Below are 17,949 nucleotides of genomic sequence, written 5' to 3'. Positions count from 1 at the left end.
GTGGGGAGGGGTCGGGGGTGGGGGGCGTGCAGGACCATCTCCACCTCGATGCAGCGCGTCGGCGGCGTGGCGCTGCATCGAACACGCGCTCGATCCTGGACGCCCCACACCCCCCGCCCCTCTCCGCGAGGGAGAGGGGAGTTCCCGATCGCATTGCATCGGCGGCGCGGCGTGCCCGAGATCGGTTTCTAGCTACACACGCTCGGGGTCACAGCACCTCTCACCCCGGCCGGCGCTTGTGCATCCGCTCCTCGATGCGCAGCCGCGCGATGGTCGCGATCTCGCCGAGCGCGGTGGCGAATTCCGCCTGCGGGTCGTTGGCGAGGCGCGCCTCGAAGGCGGCCAGGATCTCGCCCTTGGTTCGGCCCCGCACGGCCATGATGAACGGGTGGCCGAAGCGGGCCTTGTAGGCGTCGTTCAAGGCGAGGAATCGATCCTTCTCGGAGGGCGTGAGCCGCGTGAGCCCGGCGGACGCCTGCTCCGCCTGGCTCTCGGGCGCCATCTCCGCCACCGCGAGGCGCCCCGCGAGATCGGGATGAGCGTCGATCAGCGCACGCTTGCGCTCCGGCGGCGCCGGGTCGAGGGCGCGCATCAGGGCCGCGTGCAGGCCCTGCGCCGTCGCCGTCTCCGGCCCGAGGCCGGCCTCCCAGGCCGATTCCGCGATCCAGGGAGAATGCTCGAAGACGTCGCCCCAGGCAGCGACGAACAGAGGCTTCGCCAGATCCGCCGGCGCGACGCCGTCCGGCAGATGGTTGCGTGCCCAGTGGCGAGCGATGTCGACGCGCGTGGCGCACCAGACGGCGTCCTTCTCCTTCACGTAGTCGAGGAAGCGCGCCAGCGCCGCCGCCCGCCCCGGGCGGCCGACGAGGCGGCAGTGGAGCCCCACCGACATCATCTTGGGTGCCCGCTCGCCCTCCTCCCACAGGACGTCGAACGTGTCCTTCAGATAGCCGAAGAACTGGTCGCCGGAATTGAACCCCTGGGGCGTGGCGAAGCGCATGTCGTTGGCGTCGAGCGTGTAGGGCACGATCAGGAACGGGCGTCCCTGCGGATCGGCGACCCAGTAGGGCAATTCGTCGGCATAGGAATCGGCGCCGTAGAGGAAGCCGCCCTCCTCCATCGTCAGCCGAAGCGTGTTCTCCGACGTGCGGCCCTGGTACATGCCGAGCGGGCGCGCTCCCGCCACCTCGGTGTGCAGGCGCACCGCCTCGGCGATGTGAGCACGCTCGACCTCGACGGGCGCGTCGCGGTAGTCGATCCACTTGAGCCCGTGGGAGGCGATCTCCCATCCCGCCTCGTTCATGGCGGCGACCGCGTCCGGGTTGCGCGCCATGGCGGTGGCGACGCCATAGACGGTCACGGGGATGCTGCGCTCCCCAAACATCCGCCACAGCCGCCAGAAGCCGGCGCGCGAGCCGTACTCGTAGATCGACTCCATGTTCATGTGCCGCTGGCCGGGCCAGGGCTGCGCGCCGACGATCTCGGAGAGGAACGCCTCCGAGGCGGGGTCTCCATGAAGGATGGAATTCTCGCCCCCCTCCTCGTAGTTGATCACGAACTGCACGGCGACCCGTGCCCCTCCCGGCCAGGCGGCGTGCGGCGGGGTACGGCCGTAGCCGACCATGTCGCGGGGATACGCGGCCCTGGTGGCGTCGAAGACGGGCATGCGCGGGGCCATGGCTTAGCTCCCGCGATAGGTGGAATAGCTCCACGGGCTCGCGAGCAGCGGCACGTGGTAGTGCCCGTCCGGCTCGGCGATGGCGAAACGGATCGGCACCACGTCGAGGAAGGCGGGCTCGGCCAGCGCCGCGCCACGCGCCCGGAAGTAGTCGCCGATCGCGAAGGCGAGCTCGTAGGTCCCGACGCGATACGCCTCGCCCTGGAGGAGCGGCGCATCGGTGCGTCCGTCGGCGTTGGTGCGCGTCTCGACCAGGCGGGTGCGCGCGCCGTCCGGCTCGATCCGGTCGAGCGTCAGCGCGACCCCGGCGGCGGGGCCTCCATGGGCGGTGTCGAGGACGTGCGTCGAGAGGCGGGGCATCGGGGCTCCTCGTGGTGCGGACGATCGTCCAAGATGTCCGACGCGGGCCGGGCGCCCGTCAAGAGCGCGGCGCGTCCGCACCCGCGTCCCCGCCGACCTCGACGACGCGCCCGCCGGCGGCGCGCGCGTCCTCGGCATCGTGGGTGACGAGCAGCGTCGGCAGGCCGCGGTCGCGGGCGCGGGCGAAGACGAAGGCCCGCACGTCCTGGCGCAGCGCCGCGTCGAGCTTGCCGAAGGGCTCGTCGAGGAGGAGCGCGCGCGGCTCCGCCAGCAACGTGCGCATCAGCGCGACGCGGGCGCGCTGGCCACCGGACAGGGTCATCGGATCGCGGTCGGCGAAGCCCGCGAGGTTCGCCTGCGCCAGCGCCTCCTCGACGATCGCCCGCCGCCGCGCGGCGGGGCGCACGCTCCCGCGCAGTCCGAAGGCGAGGTTGCCGCCCACCGTGAGATGCGGGAAGAGAAGATCGTCCTGGAAGAGGATGCCGACCGCCCGCTTCTCCGGCGGCAGCGCTCCGATCTCCATGCCGTCGACGAGCACCCGCCCGCGGGCGACGAAGGCCTTGGGTAGGAAGCCTCCGACATAGGCGAGCAGCGTCGACTTGCCCGATCCCGACGGCCCCATCACCGTCACCACCTCGCCGGGCGCGACCGCCATCGACAGCGGCCCGACCAGCGGCCGCCCGCCGAGCCCTATGGAGACGTCGTCGAGGACGAGGCCGCTCATGCCGCGGCCCTCCGGCGACGCGCGGCGAGGAGGCCCGGTACCGCGAGCGCCACCGCATAGACGAGGAGCGGCAGCGCCGCCTGGGCGAAGGCCATGACGCCGACGACGCGGCGGTCGGCGCCCGAGGAGAGGGTCACGGCTTCCGTGGTCAGCGTCATGATGCGTCCGGCGCCTGCGAAGAGCGTGGGAAGATAGAGCGCCACCGAGACGGAGAAGCCCACCGCGAAGGCGGTCGCGATCGGGCGCGCGAGCATCGGCAGCTTCACCGCGAGGAACGTGCGCCACGGCCCCGCCCCGAGCCCGGCGGCGATCCGGGCGTAGCGGGGGTCCAGCGCGCGGAACGGGTCTGCGAGCGAGAGGAAGACGTAGGGCAGCACGAAGAGCAGGTGCGCCCACACCACCGCGACGAGGGTCGCGTCGAGATCGAGCCGCACGAGGGCGACCTGCGCGCCGAAGAGGAAGGCGATCTGCGGCACGAGCAGCGGCACGTAGAGCAGCCAGAGCGCGCCCGCGCCGGGCTTCACGTCGCGCCGCGACTCGTTCTCGAGGCAAGCGAGCGCCAAAGCCAGCGCGATCACCGTGGCACCGGCGGCGACGAGCGCCGTGGTGCCGACGAGGTCGACGAGGGTCGGCGCCGCACGCTCCCAGCTGCGCAGCGACAGCGCCCGCGGCAGCGCGTCCGGATAGCGCCAGCCCTCGGCGACCGACCACAGCGCCATCACGGCGATCGCGCCGAGCACCATCGCGCCCGAGAGGATCGCGCCCGCGCCGCCGATCCAGAGGATCGGGCCGGCGAGCCCCCCTCGCGCCCCGCGCGCGCACCAGGCGCGGTGGAGGCGTTTCGCGAGCATCTCGGCGAGGCGCCAGGCGCCGATGCCGGCGACGACCACGAGGAGCTGGAGCGTCGCCGCCGCCGCGGCGGTGGGGTAGAGCGAGAGGTCCCAGCTCGAGAACCAGCGCATCGCCAGCACCGCGAGCGGCGGCGGCGTGCCGGGCGCGAGCACGAGGGCGACCTCGACGTTGGAGAGCGAGAAGGCGAGGACCGCGTAGACCGGCAGGCGGATCTGCCGGTAGATCGCCGGCAGCACGACCTTGGCCCAGGCGACGAGGGGCGGATAGCCGAGCGCCCGCGCCGCCGCGAGCGCCGGCGCCGCCCGCACCTGGCCTTGCGCGGCGAGCACCATCAGGACGAGATACGCCGTCTCCTTGATCGCGAGACCCGCCACGTAGGAGAGGCCCCACGGGTCGCGCACGATGGCGAGCGCCGGCGGGCGCTCCCACCCAGTGAGCCAGGGCGACACGACCCGTGCCAGGAAGCCGGAGGAGGCGATCAGGAAGGCGAGTCCGATCGCCACCGCGACGTGGGGCGTGGCGAGCAACGGGGCGAGAGCCCGCTCGAGCCGCGCAGTGCCCGCCCGCGTCGAGGCGAGCGCGGCGAAGCCGCAGGCGAAGAGGAGCGCGAGCGCGGTCGAGAGGAATCCGCTCGTGAGCGTCAGCCGCAGCGACGTCGAAAAGCCCGGCTGCGAGACGAGGTCGCGCCACGGGTCGAGCGAGAGCCGCGTCTCGCCGAGCGCCGGGAAGATCCCGAAGGCCGGCGCGAGCGTGCCGAGAAGCCCCGCGCCGATGGGCAGCAGGAAGAGCGCGAGGGTCACCCCGGGCGCGAGGCGCAGGGGATCCGGGCTCGGGGTCACGGGCGAAGTCGCAGCTGCCGGCCGCGACGCGATGCCCCTCTCCACGAGGGAGAGGGGAGAGCGTCGGCGATACGGCCGGCGGACGCCGGCGCCGGGCCACACCCGAATTTCTCGCTCACCTGCGCGGCGCACGCGCTCACCCCGAGATCCGTCGCTCCCAATCCTCGACGAGGCGCGTCATCCAAGAGGGATGCGGCTCGGGCAGGACGCGCACGAATTCCTCGGGCGCGGGCATCGCCGGATGCGCGTCGCTGACGTCGAAGGCGGCGCGTTCGTCGCCCGAGAGGCGGGACAGGTCGAGCACGGTGAAGGCGCCGAGGTCGGCGGGGTCCTGCGCCCGGGCCTGCGCCTGCGGCGACATCAGGAAGTTCGCGACGACCATCGCCCCCTCCTCGTGCGCGGCATTGTAGGGGATCGCCACGAAGGACGTGTTGCCGATCGTGCCGTCCTCCAGGAAGAACACGCGGACCGTCTCGGGCAGGCGCCCCTGGATCGCGCCGGCGGCCGCCTCCGCCGGGTTGAAGGTGATGGCGATGTCGATCTCGCCGTCGGCGAGGAGCTGGTTCTGCGCCGGGCCGCTCTCGGGGAACTCGGCGCCGGCGCGCCAGAGGTGCGGGCGCAGGGCGTCGTACCAGTCCCACAGCGGCGCGACGGTCTCCGCATAGCTCTCGTCGGTCGCCGGCTCCTGGAGGGCGGCGGGGTCGTCGACGAGCTCGACGAGAGCCTGCTTGAGGAAGGTCGCACCGAGGAAGTCGCGCGCCGTCGGGTGTGTCAATCGCCCGGGGTTGGCCGCGGCCCAGTCGCTCATCTCCGGGATCGAGCGGGGCAGCATCGCGACGTCGACCGCCTCGCCATCGTAGAGATAGGCCACCTGTGCGACGCGCCAGGGTGCGGCGAGGCCCTCGACCGGCACGGTGAAGTCGACGACGTTGGAGGGCTTCTCGACCGTATCGACCAGCGCGAAGTTCGGCAGCGCCTCGACGAAGGGGCCGTGGAGCAGGCCCTCGTCCTTCATGGCGAGGAAATTCGGACCGTTGATCCAGATGAGGTCGACCGCCCCGCCCGCGTCGCGCCCCGCGGCCTTCTCGGCGAGAACCCGCGAAACGGCCTCGGCGGTATCGGAGAGCTTCACGTGTACGACCGAGACGCCGTGCCGGGCGTTCACCTCCTCGCCGACCCAGGCGATGAAGTCGTTCGTCGCGGGATCGCCGCCCCAGGCGTTCCAGTACACCGTCTGGCCCTCGGCCGCCGCCAGGATCTCGGTCCACGCACGCGTCTCGGGCGCGCCCTGCGCCGCGGCGGAGCCGGTCGCGGCGCCGAGGAGGAGGGCGGCGAGCGGGGCGGCGAGACCGATGGAGCCGGTGCGCGGACGGGGATGACGCATGCTGTGAATGTCCTTCTCTCGTGGTGCACGCGGTCGCGGCGCCGAAAGTCTATACGAAGCGGAGGGCGCGAACGTTACAAGGGGCGCACGCTTTTTTGCGGGCGGCTCAGGCCGGCAGACGCCCGCTCGTCGCCAGCGCGATCAGCGCGCTCATCCACGGGCCGCGGATGGCGTCGCTCTCCAGGAAGAGGCAATGCTGGGCCTCGCGGAACGCGAGGACGCGGCAGGCGGGGATGCTCGCCGCCACCGTCTCGTGCAGGCGCGAATCCGTGAAGGCGTCGCAGCCGGCCGAGCCGATGAGCACCGGCACGCCGATCCGCGCCAGCCGCTGCGGTTCCACGACGCGGCGCGCCGAGCGGATGAAGCTGCGCCCGAAGCCCCAGGTCGCCCCGCCGACGCGCAGGTGCGGGTTCGCCTCGGCCCATCGCTCGAGGATCGCGGCGCGCTCCGGGTCGGAGGAGAGGCGCGACCGCAGGCGCGCGCGCCGCTTCGCCTGGCGCTCCCACGGCCCGGCACCCAGCGCCCAGGCCTCGCCGAAGCCGAGCGCGACGACGAGCTCCACCACGAGCCGCGTCGGGGCGGGTGGCAGCGGGCTGTCGACGCCCACGGCATAGGCCGGCGCGGAGAGCGCGGCCGCGTCCGCCAGCCCCGGCACCTCCTCGAGGAAGCGCGTGGCGAGATGCCCGCCCATCGAGTGGCCGACGAGCGTCAGCGGCCCAGGCGTCTCCGCGGGCAGCACGATCGTCTCGAGGAAGCGCCGGAGCGCCCCCACGTGCGCCTCGAACCCCCAGGCGTGCGCCTTCTCGGGCTCGGCGAGGTAGCGCCCCGAGCCGCCCTGCCCCGGCCAGTCCATCGCGAAGACGGCGATGCCCGCCGCGAGCAGATCGCGGATCGTCTCGAAATAGGCCTCGACGTATTCCGTGAAGCCCGGCAGCAGCACGACCGTCGCACGCGCGCCTTCGGGTGCGACGGCGGCCCAGCGGATCGTCGTACCGTCGCGGGCGTCGAAGGTGTCGAAGGCGATGTCGGCGGGCGCCGTGAAGCGCGCCTGGAGATTGGGAGGGACCTGGATATCGCGCGGGACGACGACGTCCGACATGCTTCGCCCCCTCCCCGCCTCAGGTGCCGACGTCGCCGGTGAGGAAGGCGGCGAGGTCGTCCGTGATGTAGTCGATGTGCGGCTCCTCCACGGCCTCCTGCTCGAAGGCGTCGCGGAACGGGTCCGCCGTGCGCGGCACGACGAGCGTCGTCGTCATGCCGAGATCGTGGGGCGCGCGAAGGTTCTTGGCGATGTCCTCGAACATCGCCGCCTTGGCGGGGTCGACGGCGTAGCGATTCAGGAATATCTCGTACGCCTCGCGGTTGGGCTTGGGCGTGAAGTTCGCGTCGGCGAGGTCGAACACGTCCTCAAAATGGTCGAGGATGCCGATCTTCGCCGCCACCGCCTCGGCGTGCCTGCGCGAGCCGTTGGTCAGGATCAGCCGGCGCCCCGGCAGCCGCTCGATCGCATCGCCCAGAGCCGCGTTCAGCTCGATGTGGCGGTGATCGATGTCGTGGACGAAGTCCATGAAGGCGTGCGGATCGATGGCGTGCTCGGTCATCAGCGCCCGCAGCGTCGTGCCGTACTTGTGATAGTAGTGCTTCTGCAGCGCGCGCGCCGAGATCCCGTCGATGCCGAAGAGGTTCGCCACGAAGAGCGTGATCCGCTCGTCGATCTGCGGCCAGACCTGCGCCTCGTGCGAATAGAGCGTGTTGTCGAGATCGAAGATCCACGTCTCGACATGGCCGAAGCCCCGCGCGTCCGGGGCGACGAAGTGGCGGCGATCGGCCCGCGCGGCGGAGGGGGAAGGTATGTGTCTCATGTCCCGACGAAAAAGGGGCCGGTGCGGCCCCTTCTCAATGTAGCGCGTATGGCGCGGGATTGCGAGGGTGCGCCTCACGTCCGGCGGATCAAGGTCCCCGCGCCGTGGTCGGTGAACAGCTCGAGCAGCACCGCGTGGGGCACCTTGCCGTCGAGGATGACCACCGCCTCGACGCCCTGCTCGATGGCGTAGATGCAGGTCTCGACCTTGGGGATCATGCCCGCGGTGATCGTGCCGTCGGCGATGAGGCGGCGGCAATCGTCCACCGTCATCTCCGGGATGAGCTGCTTGTTCTTGTCGAGCACGCCCGGCACGTCCGTCAGCAGCAGCAGGCGCTTGGCGTGCATGGCGCCGGCGATGGCGCCCGCGAAGGTGTCGGCGTTGACGTTGTAGGTCTGTCCACCGTCGCCGACCGCCACGGGCGCGAGCACGGGGATGAGCTCGGCCTTTAGTACCGCGTCGAGGATCTGGCGGTTGACGTGGTCCGGCTCGCCGACGAAGCCGAGGTCGACCACCTTCTCGATGTTCGAATCCGGATCGACGACGGTGCGCGTCACCTTGCGGGCGTGGACCATGTTGCCGTCCTTGCCGCACAGGCCGATGGCCTTGCCGCCCTCCGCCGCGATCCAGCCGACGATCTGCTTGTTGATCGAGCCCGCGAGCACCATCTCGACGATCTCGACGGTGGCCTTGTCGGTGACCCGCAGGCCCGCCTGGAACTCGCTCTCGATCCCGAGCCGCGTCAGCATCGCGCCGATCTGCGGCCCGCCGCCGTGAACGACGATGGGCTTGAGGCCCGACTGCTCGAGCAGCACGATGTCCTCGGCGAAATCCTCCGCGGCCGCCTGGTCGCCCATGGCGTGGCCGCCGTACTTGATGACGACGACCTCCTCGTCGTAGCGCTGCATGTGCGGCAGGGCCTGGACGAGGATCTCGGCGCGCTCGTGCGCGGAGGGGCTGGGGTCGGGGGTCTTCTCGGTCATGGCGGCGGTCGTCCGGCGGTTCGAGCTTCAGGCGCTGGCGGGGCTTCTAATGCGAAACGAGGCGCGATGGTAGGCCTCGCGTCCGACGGTTTCGCGACGCCTCACCGCCGCACGAACGCCGCCCCTCCGAGCGCCAGCCATCCCGCCATCAGCAGAACGCCGCCCGTGGGCGCGGCGTTGGGGAAGAGCGCGCGTCCCTCGAAGGCGCGCAGCGCGAGGTCGCCGCAGAACAGGGCGAGGCCGGCGACGAGCAGCCAGCCCGCGACGAGCCCCGCCTTGCGGGCGACATGGGCACCCATGATCAGCGCGGAGATCCCCACCAACGCGGCCGCGTGGAAGAGCAGGAACGAGGCCGAGACCTCGAGCGTCCCCGACCCGGTCCTGTGCGTCGCCATCGCCGAGAAGGCGACGCCGAGGAGCCCGGCCAGTGCGCCGGATGCCAGGAGCAGGCGCTCCGCCATGCCTCAGTCCTCCGGCCGGATCGCCGGCAGGGCGACGCCGCGCTCGGCCAGCAGCTGCGCGATCGCGGCGCGCAGCTCGGAGATCCCCTCGGCCGAGCGGCTCGACGTGACGAGCACGCGCGGATGCGCGGCGGGGCGCCGGGAGATCTGCTCACCCGTGCGGGCGATCACGGCGTCGAGCTCGGCCTTCTTCGGCGCGTCCGCCTTGGTGAGCACGATCTGGTAGGACACCGCCGCCTTGTCGAGCATGTCCATGATCTCGACGTCGTTGGGCTTGATGCCGTGGCGCGCGTCGATCAGGAGCAGGATGCGGGCGAGGTTGGCGCGCCCACGCAGATAGTCGCGCACGAGCTGGGTCCAGGCCGCGACCTTCTGCTTGGAGACCGCGGCGTAGCCGTATCCCGGCATGTCGACCAGCGTGAACAGCCCGCCCACGTCGAAGAAGATCAGCTGCTGGGTGCGCCCGGGCGTGTGCGACGTGCGCGCGAGCGCGTTGCGGCCGGTGAGCGCGTTGACGAGGCTCGACTTGCCGACGTTCGAGCGCCCGGCGAAGGCGATCTCGAGCCCTTCCATCGGCGGCAGCGCGTCGGACTTGTCGGCGGCGGTGCGGAACCCCGCCTCGCGCGCGAAGACCTTGCGGCCGGTCTCGGCGTAGTCCGGCTCACTCGGGGCCTCTCCCGCGCCGGCGCGGGATGCTTCGCTGTCGCTCGTGTCGCTCATGCGCCCCTGATGCGAGAATTCGGCGCCGGGCGCAAGGTCCGGCGCGCGGCGCGTCATCGCGCCGCGAGCGCCTGACCGCCCGCCTCGTCCGCCATCGCGGCGAGGTCCGGCCCCGGCTCGTCCTTCACCGTGCGGGTGACGATGTACGTGAAGTAGCGGTCGATGCCGATCTGGCGCTCCAGCAGGCCGTCGACGAGGCGCTGGTAGGCGTCGATGTCGCGGGTGACGACCTTGAGGACGTAGTCGACGCCCCCGCCGACGGACCAGCACGACACGATCTCCGGCGTCGTCCTCACCGCCCGCTCGAAGCGCTCGAAATCCGCCTGGCGGTGGGCGCCGAGCGTCACCTCCATCATCACGGTGGCCGCGGACAGCCCGAGCCCCTTCAACGACACCCGGGCGTGATAGCCCGAGACGATGCCCGCCTTCTCCAGGCGATCGAGCCGGTTCCAGCACGGCGTCGGCGAGAGGCCCACGACCTCGGCCAGGGCGAGCTTGGTGATCCGCCCGTTGCGCTGCACGGCGGCGAGGATGCGCAGGTCGATGGCGTCGAGCTTCACAGGCCTCATCGTATCGCCGGTCCCCCGCCTCGAAAACGCTTGCCGATTGAACTGACTTAAACGACAACTGAACTCATGACAATCTGGCGCCCCGACCCGTCCACGCTCAAGCGTCCCGTCTACGCCTCGCTCGCCGACCAGATCGCCCGCGCGATCGCGGACGGCGTTCTCGCCGACGGCACGCAGCTGCCCGTCCAGCGCCGGCTCGCCGACGAGCTCGGCGTCGCCGTGCAGACGGTGAGCCGCGCCTACGAGGAGCTCGCCCGCCGCGGACTCGTCGCCGGGGAGACCGGGCGCGGCACCTTCGTGCGCAGCCTGAGGCGCGAGCCGGAGCCGCCCTACCTGCCCGAGCGGCTCAACGAGCTCATCGACCTCTCCATCCTCAAGCCGATCTGCGAGCCGATCCACCTCGAGCGCATGAAGGCCGCGCTCGCACGGCTCTCGCAGGACGTGCCCGCGAGCGCGATCCTGTCGTTTCGCCCCAACGTCGTCTTCCCGCGCCACCGGGCACTCGCGGCGGAATGGCTGCGCGGCTGCGGGCTCGACATCTCGCCGCTGAACGTCACCGTGACCAACGGCGCCACCCCGGCACAGACGATCGCGCTGATGAGCGCGGCCCCGCCCGGCTCCGCCGTCGGGACCGAGGCGATCGGCCACCACACCCTCACCCCGCTCGCCGGCTATCTCGGCATCAGGCTCGTGGGGATCGAGGTCGACGAGGACGGCATGATCCCCGAGGCGCTCGACCGGGCCTGCGCCGAGCACGACCTGCGCGCGGTGTTCGTGCAGCCCACCGTCATCAATCCCTGCGCGACGCTGATGGGGGAGGCCCGGCGCGCCGCCCTGGTCGAGGTGGCGCGCCGCCGCGACCTCGCGCTCATCGAGAACGATCCGCTCGGGCCGATGGTCGAGGGCCGCCCGCCGCCGATCGCCCGCCTCGCGCCGGAACGCACGCTCTACGTCACGAGCTTCAGCAAGATCGTCATGCCCGGCCTGCGCATCGGCTACCTCGCGGTGCCCGACCGCTTCGTCGCAGCAGCCGCCAACAGGCACCTCGTCACGATGTGGATGGCGACGCCGCTGATGGCGGAGATCGCCTCGACCTGGGTCGCGGACGGGACGGCGATGGAGCTCGTCCGCTGGCAGCGCCGGGCGATCCACGCCCGCCATCGCATCGTCGCCGACGCGCTCGCCGGCATCGCCTACCGCGCTCATCCCGAGAGCCTGCACGTCTGGGTGCCGCTGCCGGAGGCGCACGGGGAGAGCGCCTTCGTCAGCCAGGCGCGGGCGCAGGGCGTCGCCATCGCGCCCGGCCAGAGCTTCCGCATCGGCGAGGCGCCGCTTCAGCCCTCCGTGCGGATCTCGCTCGGCTCGACGGATGCCGCGCAATTGCGCACGGGCCTCGCCCAGGTCGCGCACCTGATCCACGCCGCGCCGGAGCCGGCGATGCTCGCGATCTGAGCGGAACGCCCGCGCAAGATGCAGCAGCAGCTAAATTGTCATGATTTTATTTTGCACATTGACATGACTTTGCCCGAGCGTCACCGTCGGACGTCTCATCGCAGGACAGCGAGGCGCCTCCGTGACCCAGCCGATTGCGCCAGCCCCGATCATCGAGGTCGACCGCGTCTCGAAGAGCTTCGGCGACTTCCAGGTGCTGAACGAGCTCGCCTTCACGGTCGCGCCCGCCGAGAAGCTCGCGCTGATCGGGCCGTCGGGCTCGGGCAAGACCACGATCCTGCGCATCCTGATGACGCTCGAGACCATCGATTCCGGGCACATCCGCATCGAGGGCGAGGAGCTCTTCCACATGCGCAAGGGGGACCGGCTCGTCCCCGCCGACGAGGCGCACCTGCACCGGATGCGCGCCAAGGTCGGCATGGTCTTCCAGCTGTTCAACCTCTTCCCGCACATGTGTGTGCTCGACAACGTGACGCTCGCCCCCGTGCTCACCAAGGGCGTCGCCAGGGACGCGGCCGGGCGCCGCGCGATGGAGCTGCTCGACATGGTCGGCCTCGCCGACAAGGCGAAGGCGATGCCCTCGCAGCTGTCGGGCGGCCAGAAGCAGCGCGTCGCCATCGCCCGCGCGCTCGCCCTCGAGCCGAGGATCATGCTGTTCGACGAGGTCACCTCCGCGCTCGACCCGGAGCTCGTCGAGGAGGTGCTCTCCGTCATGCACCGCCTCGCGCGCGAGACCGACATGACGATGCTGCTCGTCACCCACGAGATGGGCTTCGCCCACGACTTCGCCGACCGGGTGATGTTCTTCGACCGCGGCCGGATCGTCGAGCAGGGGCCGCCGGACGAGATCTTCACGAACCCGCGCGAGGAGCGCACGCAGGGCTTCCTGCGCAAGATCATCGCGGCCGGCCACCGCGTGTGACCCTCGGGCCCGCCGCCCACGCGGCGGGCCGCGTGGGACGACGACCCGTGAGACGTCAAGAGTGAGACACCAAGTGTGAGACGCCAAGCAAGAAGGGGAACCAGGACCATGACCATCGCCACGCTCACCCGCCGGATCGCCGCCGTCGCGCTCGTCGGCGCCGCCGCCGCGCTCGCCGCGCCGGCCGTCGCGCAGGACGACCCGCGCATCCAGGAGCTGCGCGACCAGGGCTTCGCCCGCATCGCCATCGCCAACGAGCCGCCCTTCACCCAGGTGAACCCGGACGGCACCGTCACCGGCGCCGCGCCGGACGTCGCCCGCGCGATCTTCGAGCGCATGGGCATCGACGACGTCGTCGCCTCGATCTCCGAGTACGGCGCGATGATCCCCGGCCTGCAGGCGGGGCGCTTCGACGCAGTGACGGCGGGCCTGTTCATGCGCCCCGAGCGCTGCGCGGCGGTGGCCTATTCCGAGCCGGTGCTGTGCGACGCGGAGGCCTTCGCCGTGAAGGCCGGCAACCCGCTCGGCCTCGAGACCTTCGCCGACATCGCCGCGCACCCGACGGCGACGATCGGCGCGCCCGGCGGCGGCACCGAGGAGCGCCTCGCGCTCGAGGCCGGCGTGCCGCGCGACCGCGTCATCGTCGTGCCGGACGGCCAGAGCGGCATCAACATGCTGCAGGACGGGCGCATCGACGTCTACTCGCTGCCGGTGCTCTCGATCTCCGACCTGCTCAAGCGCGCCGAGGACGAGAACCTCGCCATGGTCGCGCCGGTGGCCGACGCGCCGGTCTACTGCGACGGCGCCGCCTTCCGCCGCCAGGACACGGCGCTGCGCGACGAGTACGACCGCATCCTCGCCGAGATGAAGGCGTCGGGCGAGTTCGCCGCGATCATCGAGCCCTACGGCTTCTCCGCCGCGGCCGCGATGAGCACGAGCCGCGAGGCGCTCTGCGCCGGCGGCTGAACCGCCTCCCCCGCGGCGCGCCGCCCGTCGGCGCGCCGCTCTCTTCGCCCCGCTCGCGCAACCCGTCGGGACGCCCGCCATGGACTATGCCGGCTACATCGCGCTCATCCTGCAGGGCGCCGTCGTCACGGCCAAGCTGACCGTGATGGGCTGCGCGCTCGCGCTCGTGATGGCCTTCGTCGCCGGGCTCGGGCGGCTGTCGCGCTTCGGCACGGTTCGGGCGCTGGCGACCGCCTACATCGAGTTCTTCCGCGGCACGTCGGTCTTCGTGCAGCTGTTCTGGGCGTATTTCGTGCTGCCGCTGCTCGGCGTCGAGCTCACGCCCCTCCAGGCCGGCGTGCTGGCGCTCGGCCTCAACGTCGGCGCCTACGGGGCGGAGGTGGTGCGCGGCGCGGTCCAGTCCATCGGCCGCGAGCAGCGCGAGGCCTGCGTGGCCTTGAACCTCACGCGCTTCCAGGCGATGCGCTTCGTGCTGCTGCCGCAGGCGATCGTCCCGATGCTGCCGACCTTCGGCAACAACGCGATCGAGCTTCTGAAGGCGACCGCCATCGTCTCGCTCATCTCGATCTCCGACATGACCTTCCAGGCGCAGGTGATGCGCGCCCAGACGGGCAGCACGCTCGTGCCCTTCGCCACCATCATGGTGATCTACTTCCTGTTCGCGCTGGCGATCTCCGGCGCGATCAGGGCCCTCGAGCGCCGCCTCGGCCGCGGCCTCGACGGCGTGCGGGCCTGACGGGAGGGACGCGCCATGCTCTGGGACTGGTCCTTCGCGATCTCGATCATCCCGACCCTCTGGGAGGGCGTGAAGATCACGATCCTCGCCACCCTGCTCGGCTCCCTCGTCGCGGCGGTGGTGGGGCTCGCCATCGCGCTCCTGCGCCGCTCGAGGAACCTCCTCGTCTGCAAGCCTGTGGCCTTTCTCGCGGAATTCATCCGCGGCACGCCGCTCCTCGTCCAGCTCTACGTGCTGTTCTACGTCCTGCCGGACATCGGCATCACGCTCTCGCCGCTGGTGGCGGGCGTGATCGGGCTCGGGCTGCACTACGCCACCTACACGGCGGAGGTCTATCGCGCGGGCATCGACAACGTGCCGCGCGGGCAGTGGGAGGCGGCGAAGGCGGTGAACCTCACGCCGTCGCAGACCTGGACGCGGATCATCATGCCCCAGGCGGTGCCGCCGATGATCCCGGCGCTGGCGAACTACTTCATCGCCATGTTCAAGGAGACGCCGCTCCTGTCCGCCATCACCATCCTGGAGCTGATGAACCAGGCCCGCTCCATCGCCAATTTCAACTACCGCTACATCGAGCCGATGACGATGGTGGGCGTGTTCTTCCTCGTCATCAGCCTGATCTCGGTCTTCGGCCTGCGCTGGCTCGAGCGGCGCTACGGACGGGTGGGGTCGTGAGCGCCGCCCGCCCGCCGCGCCGGCTCGAGCTGCCGCTCGGCTTCGATGCCGATCCGGTGGCCCGCCGCATCGGCCTCGTGATCCTGGCGACGGACCACACGACGGAGCCCGATTTCACGCGCATGGTCGCCGGGGCCCGGGTCGGCGTCTACGTGGCGCGCGTCGCCTACGCCAACCCCACGACGCCCGCGAACCTGCGCGCCATGCAGCCGGACCTCGCGCGGGCGGCGGCGCTCCTCCTACCGGACGAGCGCCTCGACGCGATCTGTTATTCCTGCACCTCGGCCTCGATCGTGATCGGCGACGAGGCGGTCGCCGCCGCGATCCGCGAGGGCAAGCCGGGCGTGCCCGTTGTCACCCCGACGCGCGCGGCGGTGGACGCCCTGCGGGCGCACGGCGCGCGGCGGATCTCGATCCTCACACCCTACACGCAGGAGACCGCCGCGTCTGTGGCGCCCTATTTCGAGGCGCACGGCTTTGCGGTCGCCGCGGTCTCCTGCCTCGGCCTCGAGGACGACCGGCAAATGGCGCGGCTCGATGCGGCGACGCTGACGGAGGCCGCCGGGGCGGCGCTGGCGCCGGGCTCGGACGCGCTCTTCGTCTCCTGCACGGCGCTGCGCTCGGCGGGGATCGCGGGGGAGATGGAGCGCGCGCTCGGCGTGCCCGTCGTCACCTCGAACCTCGCGACCGCGTGGGCCTGCGCGCGGCTCGTCGGCGAGAGCCCACGCGTGGACGCGCGCCTCGCCGCCCTCCCCCTCCCCGATCCCGCGGCCTTCGCATGAGCGCGCATCCCGGCCTCGCCGAGATCGAGCGCGCCCGCGCCGCGCTCATGGGCCGCGTGCGGCAAACGCCGGCGCGGCCCTCGCCCGGTCTCGCCCGGCGGCTCGGCGCGCCCGTCGTCCTCAAGCACGAGCACGAGCAGATCACCGGCGCCTTCAAGCTGCGCGGCGCGACGAACGCGCTCGCGAACCTCACGGACGCCGAGCGTGCGCGCGGGGTCGTCACGGTCTCCACCGGCAATCACGGCCGGGCGCTGGCGCATGCCGCGCGCGAGGCGGGGGTACGCTGCGTCGTCGCCATGTCGCGCCTCGTGCCGGCCAACAAGCGCGACGCCATCGCGGCGCTCGGCGCCGAGATCGCCATCCACGGCGCCTCGCAGGACGAGGCGCAAGGCGAGGTCGACCGGAGGGTGGCAGAGGAGAGGCTCGTCGAGATCCCGCCCTTCGACCATCCCGACGTGATTGCAGGCCAGGGCACGCTCGGGCTCGAGATCCTCGACGACGTGCCCGACGTCGCGCAGGTGCTGATCCCGCTCTCCGGCGGCGGCCTCGCGGCCGGCGTCGCCGCGGCGGTGAAGGCGCGGCGGCCGCGCGCGCGTGTCGTCGGCATCTCGATGGAGCGCGGCGCCGCCATGCACGCGAGCCTCGCCGCGGGCCGGCCCGTCCTGGTCGAGGAGGCGCAGAGCCTCGCGGATTCGCTCGGCGGCGGTATCGGCCTGGAGAACCGCCACACGCTCGCGATGCTGCGCGACCTCATGGACGAGGTCGTGCTCCTGACCGAGGACGAGATCGCCGCCGGCATGGCCTTCTGCCATGTCGCGGAGGGCGTCGTGGTCGAGGGCGGCGGCGCGGTCGGGCCGGCGGCGATCCTCGCCGGCCGCATTCGCCCGATCGGCCCGACCGTCGCGCTGCTCACCGGCGCGAACGTCGATCCCGCGCAGCACGCCCGCATCGTCTCCGATCCTGCCATCCTCGAAAGGCTCGCCCGATGAGCACGGTCACCCTCGTCGGCGAGGCCGCGCTGCGCGCGGCCGTGCCGCTCGACCGCGCCGCCCTCGAGGCCGTGCGCGGCGCGTTCCTGGCGCTCGCCTCGGGACGCGTGATCATGCCGCCGATCCTCTCCATGGCGATGCCGGAGGTGCACGGCGAGGTCGACGTGAAGACCGCCTTCGTGCCCGGCCTCGACGGCTTCGCGGTGAAGATCTCGCCGGGCTTCTTCGACAACCCGAAGCGCGGGCTTCCCTCGGTGAACGGCCTCATGGTCGTCCTTTCTGCCACGACCGGCCTCGTCGAGGCGGTCTTCCTCGACAACGGCTGGCTGACCGACGTGCGCACCGCCGCCGCCGGCGCCGTCGCCGCGGATGCGCTCGCCCGGAAGGACGCGCGGGTCGCCGCGGTTCTCGGCGCGGGCACGCAGGCGCGCCTGCAGATGCAGGCACTCGCCCTCGTGCGCGACCTGTCCGAGATCCGCGTCTGGGCGCGCGACGCGGTGAAGGCCGCGGCCTGCGCCGCCGACGTCGAGGCGGCGACGGGGGTGCGGACCCGCGCCGTCGGCGAGCCGCGGGCCGCCGTCGGCGGGGCGGACGTCGTCGTCACGACGACGCCGGCGACGGCGCCGATCCTGTTCGCCGACTGGCTCGCGCCCGGCCAGCACGTCACCGCGATGGGCTCGGACGCCGACACGAAGACCGAGCTCGATCCCGCCATCCTGGCGCGCGCGGATCTCGTCGTGGTCGACAGCCTCGCCCAGAGCCGTCGGCTCGGCGAGCTGCGCGCGGCGATCGCGGCGGGCGCGCTCCCCACCGATCACGCCAGCCCCGAGCTCGGCGCCGTCCTCGCCGGCACCGCCCCGGGCCGTGCGGGACCCGACGCGATCACCGTGTGCGACCTCACGGGAACCGGCGCGCAGGACACCGCCATCGCCGCCCTCGCCCGCGCGCGCGTCGCCGACGCCGGCGCGGGCCTCGTCACCGACATCTGATCCCCA

The 17,949-nt window shown here is 72.1% G+C and carries 19 protein-coding genes; 8 read left to right on the top strand and 11 right to left on the bottom strand.

Annotated elements, in window-relative coordinates; translation table 11 throughout:
• Positions 1–220: 220 nt before the first annotated feature.
• The 11 genes from puuE to ACTZWW_RS02440 form a co-directional block, all read right to left on the bottom strand.
• Complete coding sequence (puuE, locus tag ACTZWW_RS02490; RefSeq protein WP_444779351.1) at positions 221–1,678, bottom strand: allantoinase PuuE; 1,458 nt, start codon at positions 1,676–1,678, stop codon at positions 221–223.
• 3 nt (positions 1,679–1,681) lie between these two features.
• A complete protein-coding gene (uraH, locus tag ACTZWW_RS02485; protein ID WP_444779350.1) occupies positions 1,682–2,038 on the bottom strand; it encodes a hydroxyisourate hydrolase in 357 nt (118 codons plus the stop codon).
• A 58-nt stretch (positions 2,039–2,096) separates the two neighbouring features.
• The gene (locus tag ACTZWW_RS02480; RefSeq protein WP_444779349.1) at positions 2,097–2,762 is read right to left on the bottom strand and encodes an ATP-binding cassette domain-containing protein; all 666 of its coding nucleotides are present in this window, start codon (positions 2,760–2,762) and stop codon (positions 2,097–2,099) included.
• Positions 2,759–4,453: an ABC transporter permease gene (locus ACTZWW_RS02475; RefSeq protein WP_444779348.1), complete on the bottom strand. Its 1,695-nt coding sequence runs from the start codon at positions 4,451–4,453 to the stop codon at positions 2,759–2,761. Before ACTZWW_RS02475 ends, ACTZWW_RS02480 begins: the two co-directional genes overlap by 4 nt.
• A 136-nt stretch (positions 4,454–4,589) precedes the next feature.
• Positions 4,590–5,837 (bottom strand): ABC transporter substrate-binding protein, encoded by a 1,248-nt coding sequence (locus ACTZWW_RS02470; RefSeq protein WP_444779347.1) that lies wholly within the window; start codon positions 5,835–5,837, stop codon positions 4,590–4,592.
• A gap of 106 nt (positions 5,838–5,943) precedes the next feature.
• Complete coding sequence (locus ACTZWW_RS02465) at positions 5,944–6,936, bottom strand: alpha/beta fold hydrolase (protein WP_444779346.1); 993 nt, start codon at positions 6,934–6,936, stop codon at positions 5,944–5,946.
• Positions 6,937–6,955: 19 nt separating this feature from the next.
• Positions 6,956–7,699, bottom strand: a complete 744-nt coding sequence (locus ACTZWW_RS02460; protein WP_444779345.1) for a pyrimidine 5'-nucleotidase — start codon at positions 7,697–7,699, stop codon at positions 6,956–6,958.
• 74 nt (positions 7,700–7,773) lie between these two features.
• On the bottom strand, positions 7,774–8,682 hold the full coding sequence (argB, locus tag ACTZWW_RS02455) for an acetylglutamate kinase (protein WP_444779344.1): 909 nt from the start codon (positions 8,680–8,682) through the stop codon (positions 7,774–7,776).
• A gap of 101 nt (positions 8,683–8,783) precedes the next feature.
• Positions 8,784–9,143 carry a DUF423 domain-containing protein gene (locus ACTZWW_RS02450; protein ID WP_444779343.1) on the bottom strand — a complete coding sequence of 120 codons (360 nt, stop codon included), beginning with the start codon at positions 9,141–9,143 and terminating at the stop codon, positions 8,784–8,786.
• Between the two features lie 3 nt (positions 9,144–9,146).
• Complete coding sequence (gene yihA / locus ACTZWW_RS02445) at positions 9,147–9,863, bottom strand: ribosome biogenesis GTP-binding protein YihA/YsxC (RefSeq protein WP_444779342.1); 717 nt, start codon at positions 9,861–9,863, stop codon at positions 9,147–9,149.
• A gap of 53 nt (positions 9,864–9,916) precedes the next feature.
• Positions 9,917–10,423 carry an Lrp/AsnC family transcriptional regulator gene (locus ACTZWW_RS02440; RefSeq protein WP_444779405.1) on the bottom strand — a complete coding sequence of 169 codons (507 nt, stop codon included), beginning with the start codon at positions 10,421–10,423 and terminating at the stop codon, positions 9,917–9,919.
• A gap of 75 nt (positions 10,424–10,498) precedes the next feature.
• Between ACTZWW_RS02440 and ehuR the strand changes: the two genes are divergently transcribed.
• From ehuR to ACTZWW_RS02400, 8 genes are all read left to right on the top strand, one after another.
• Positions 10,499–11,884: a MocR-like ectoine utilization transcription factor EhuR gene (gene ehuR / locus ACTZWW_RS02435; RefSeq protein WP_444779341.1), complete on the top strand. Its 1,386-nt coding sequence runs from the start codon at positions 10,499–10,501 to the stop codon at positions 11,882–11,884.
• Between the two features lie 121 nt (positions 11,885–12,005).
• A complete protein-coding gene (ehuA, locus tag ACTZWW_RS02430) occupies positions 12,006–12,806 on the top strand; it encodes an ectoine/hydroxyectoine ABC transporter ATP-binding protein EhuA (protein ID WP_444779340.1) in 801 nt (266 codons plus the stop codon).
• Positions 12,807–12,914: 108 nt separating this feature from the next.
• Positions 12,915–13,772, top strand: coding sequence for an ectoine/hydroxyectoine ABC transporter substrate-binding protein EhuB (gene ehuB / locus ACTZWW_RS02425; RefSeq protein ID WP_444779339.1), 858 nt, complete (start codon positions 12,915–12,917; stop codon positions 13,770–13,772).
• Between the two features lie 79 nt (positions 13,773–13,851).
• Positions 13,852–14,508 (top strand): ectoine/hydroxyectoine ABC transporter permease subunit EhuC, encoded by a 657-nt coding sequence (ehuC, locus tag ACTZWW_RS02420; protein ID WP_444779338.1) that lies wholly within the window; start codon positions 13,852–13,854, stop codon positions 14,506–14,508.
• 15 nt (positions 14,509–14,523) lie between these two features.
• The gene (gene ehuD, locus ACTZWW_RS02415; protein WP_444779337.1) at positions 14,524–15,183 is read left to right on the top strand and encodes an ectoine/hydroxyectoine ABC transporter permease subunit EhuD; all 660 of its coding nucleotides are present in this window, start codon (positions 14,524–14,526) and stop codon (positions 15,181–15,183) included.
• The gene (gene eutA / locus ACTZWW_RS02410) at positions 15,180–15,965 is read left to right on the top strand and encodes an ectoine utilization protein EutA (RefSeq protein WP_444779336.1); all 786 of its coding nucleotides are present in this window, start codon (positions 15,180–15,182) and stop codon (positions 15,963–15,965) included. The genes ehuD and eutA overlap by 4 nt, the downstream gene beginning before the upstream one ends.
• Complete coding sequence (gene eutB / locus ACTZWW_RS02405; protein ID WP_444779335.1) at positions 15,962–16,954, top strand: hydroxyectoine utilization dehydratase EutB; 993 nt, start codon at positions 15,962–15,964, stop codon at positions 16,952–16,954. Before eutA ends, eutB begins: the two co-directional genes overlap by 4 nt.
• Positions 16,951–17,943 (top strand): cyclodeaminase, encoded by a 993-nt coding sequence (locus tag ACTZWW_RS02400; protein WP_444779334.1) that lies wholly within the window; start codon positions 16,951–16,953, stop codon positions 17,941–17,943. Before eutB ends, ACTZWW_RS02400 begins: the two co-directional genes overlap by 4 nt.
• Positions 17,944–17,949 lie beyond the last annotated feature (6 nt).

Source organism: Salinarimonas sp. NSM, from assembly GCF_052380005.1.
GTDB lineage: Bacteria > Pseudomonadota > Alphaproteobacteria > Rhizobiales > Beijerinckiaceae > Salinarimonas.
Note: the sequence above shows the minus strand (reverse complement) of the source record. Positions and strands in the feature narration are given on the sequence as shown.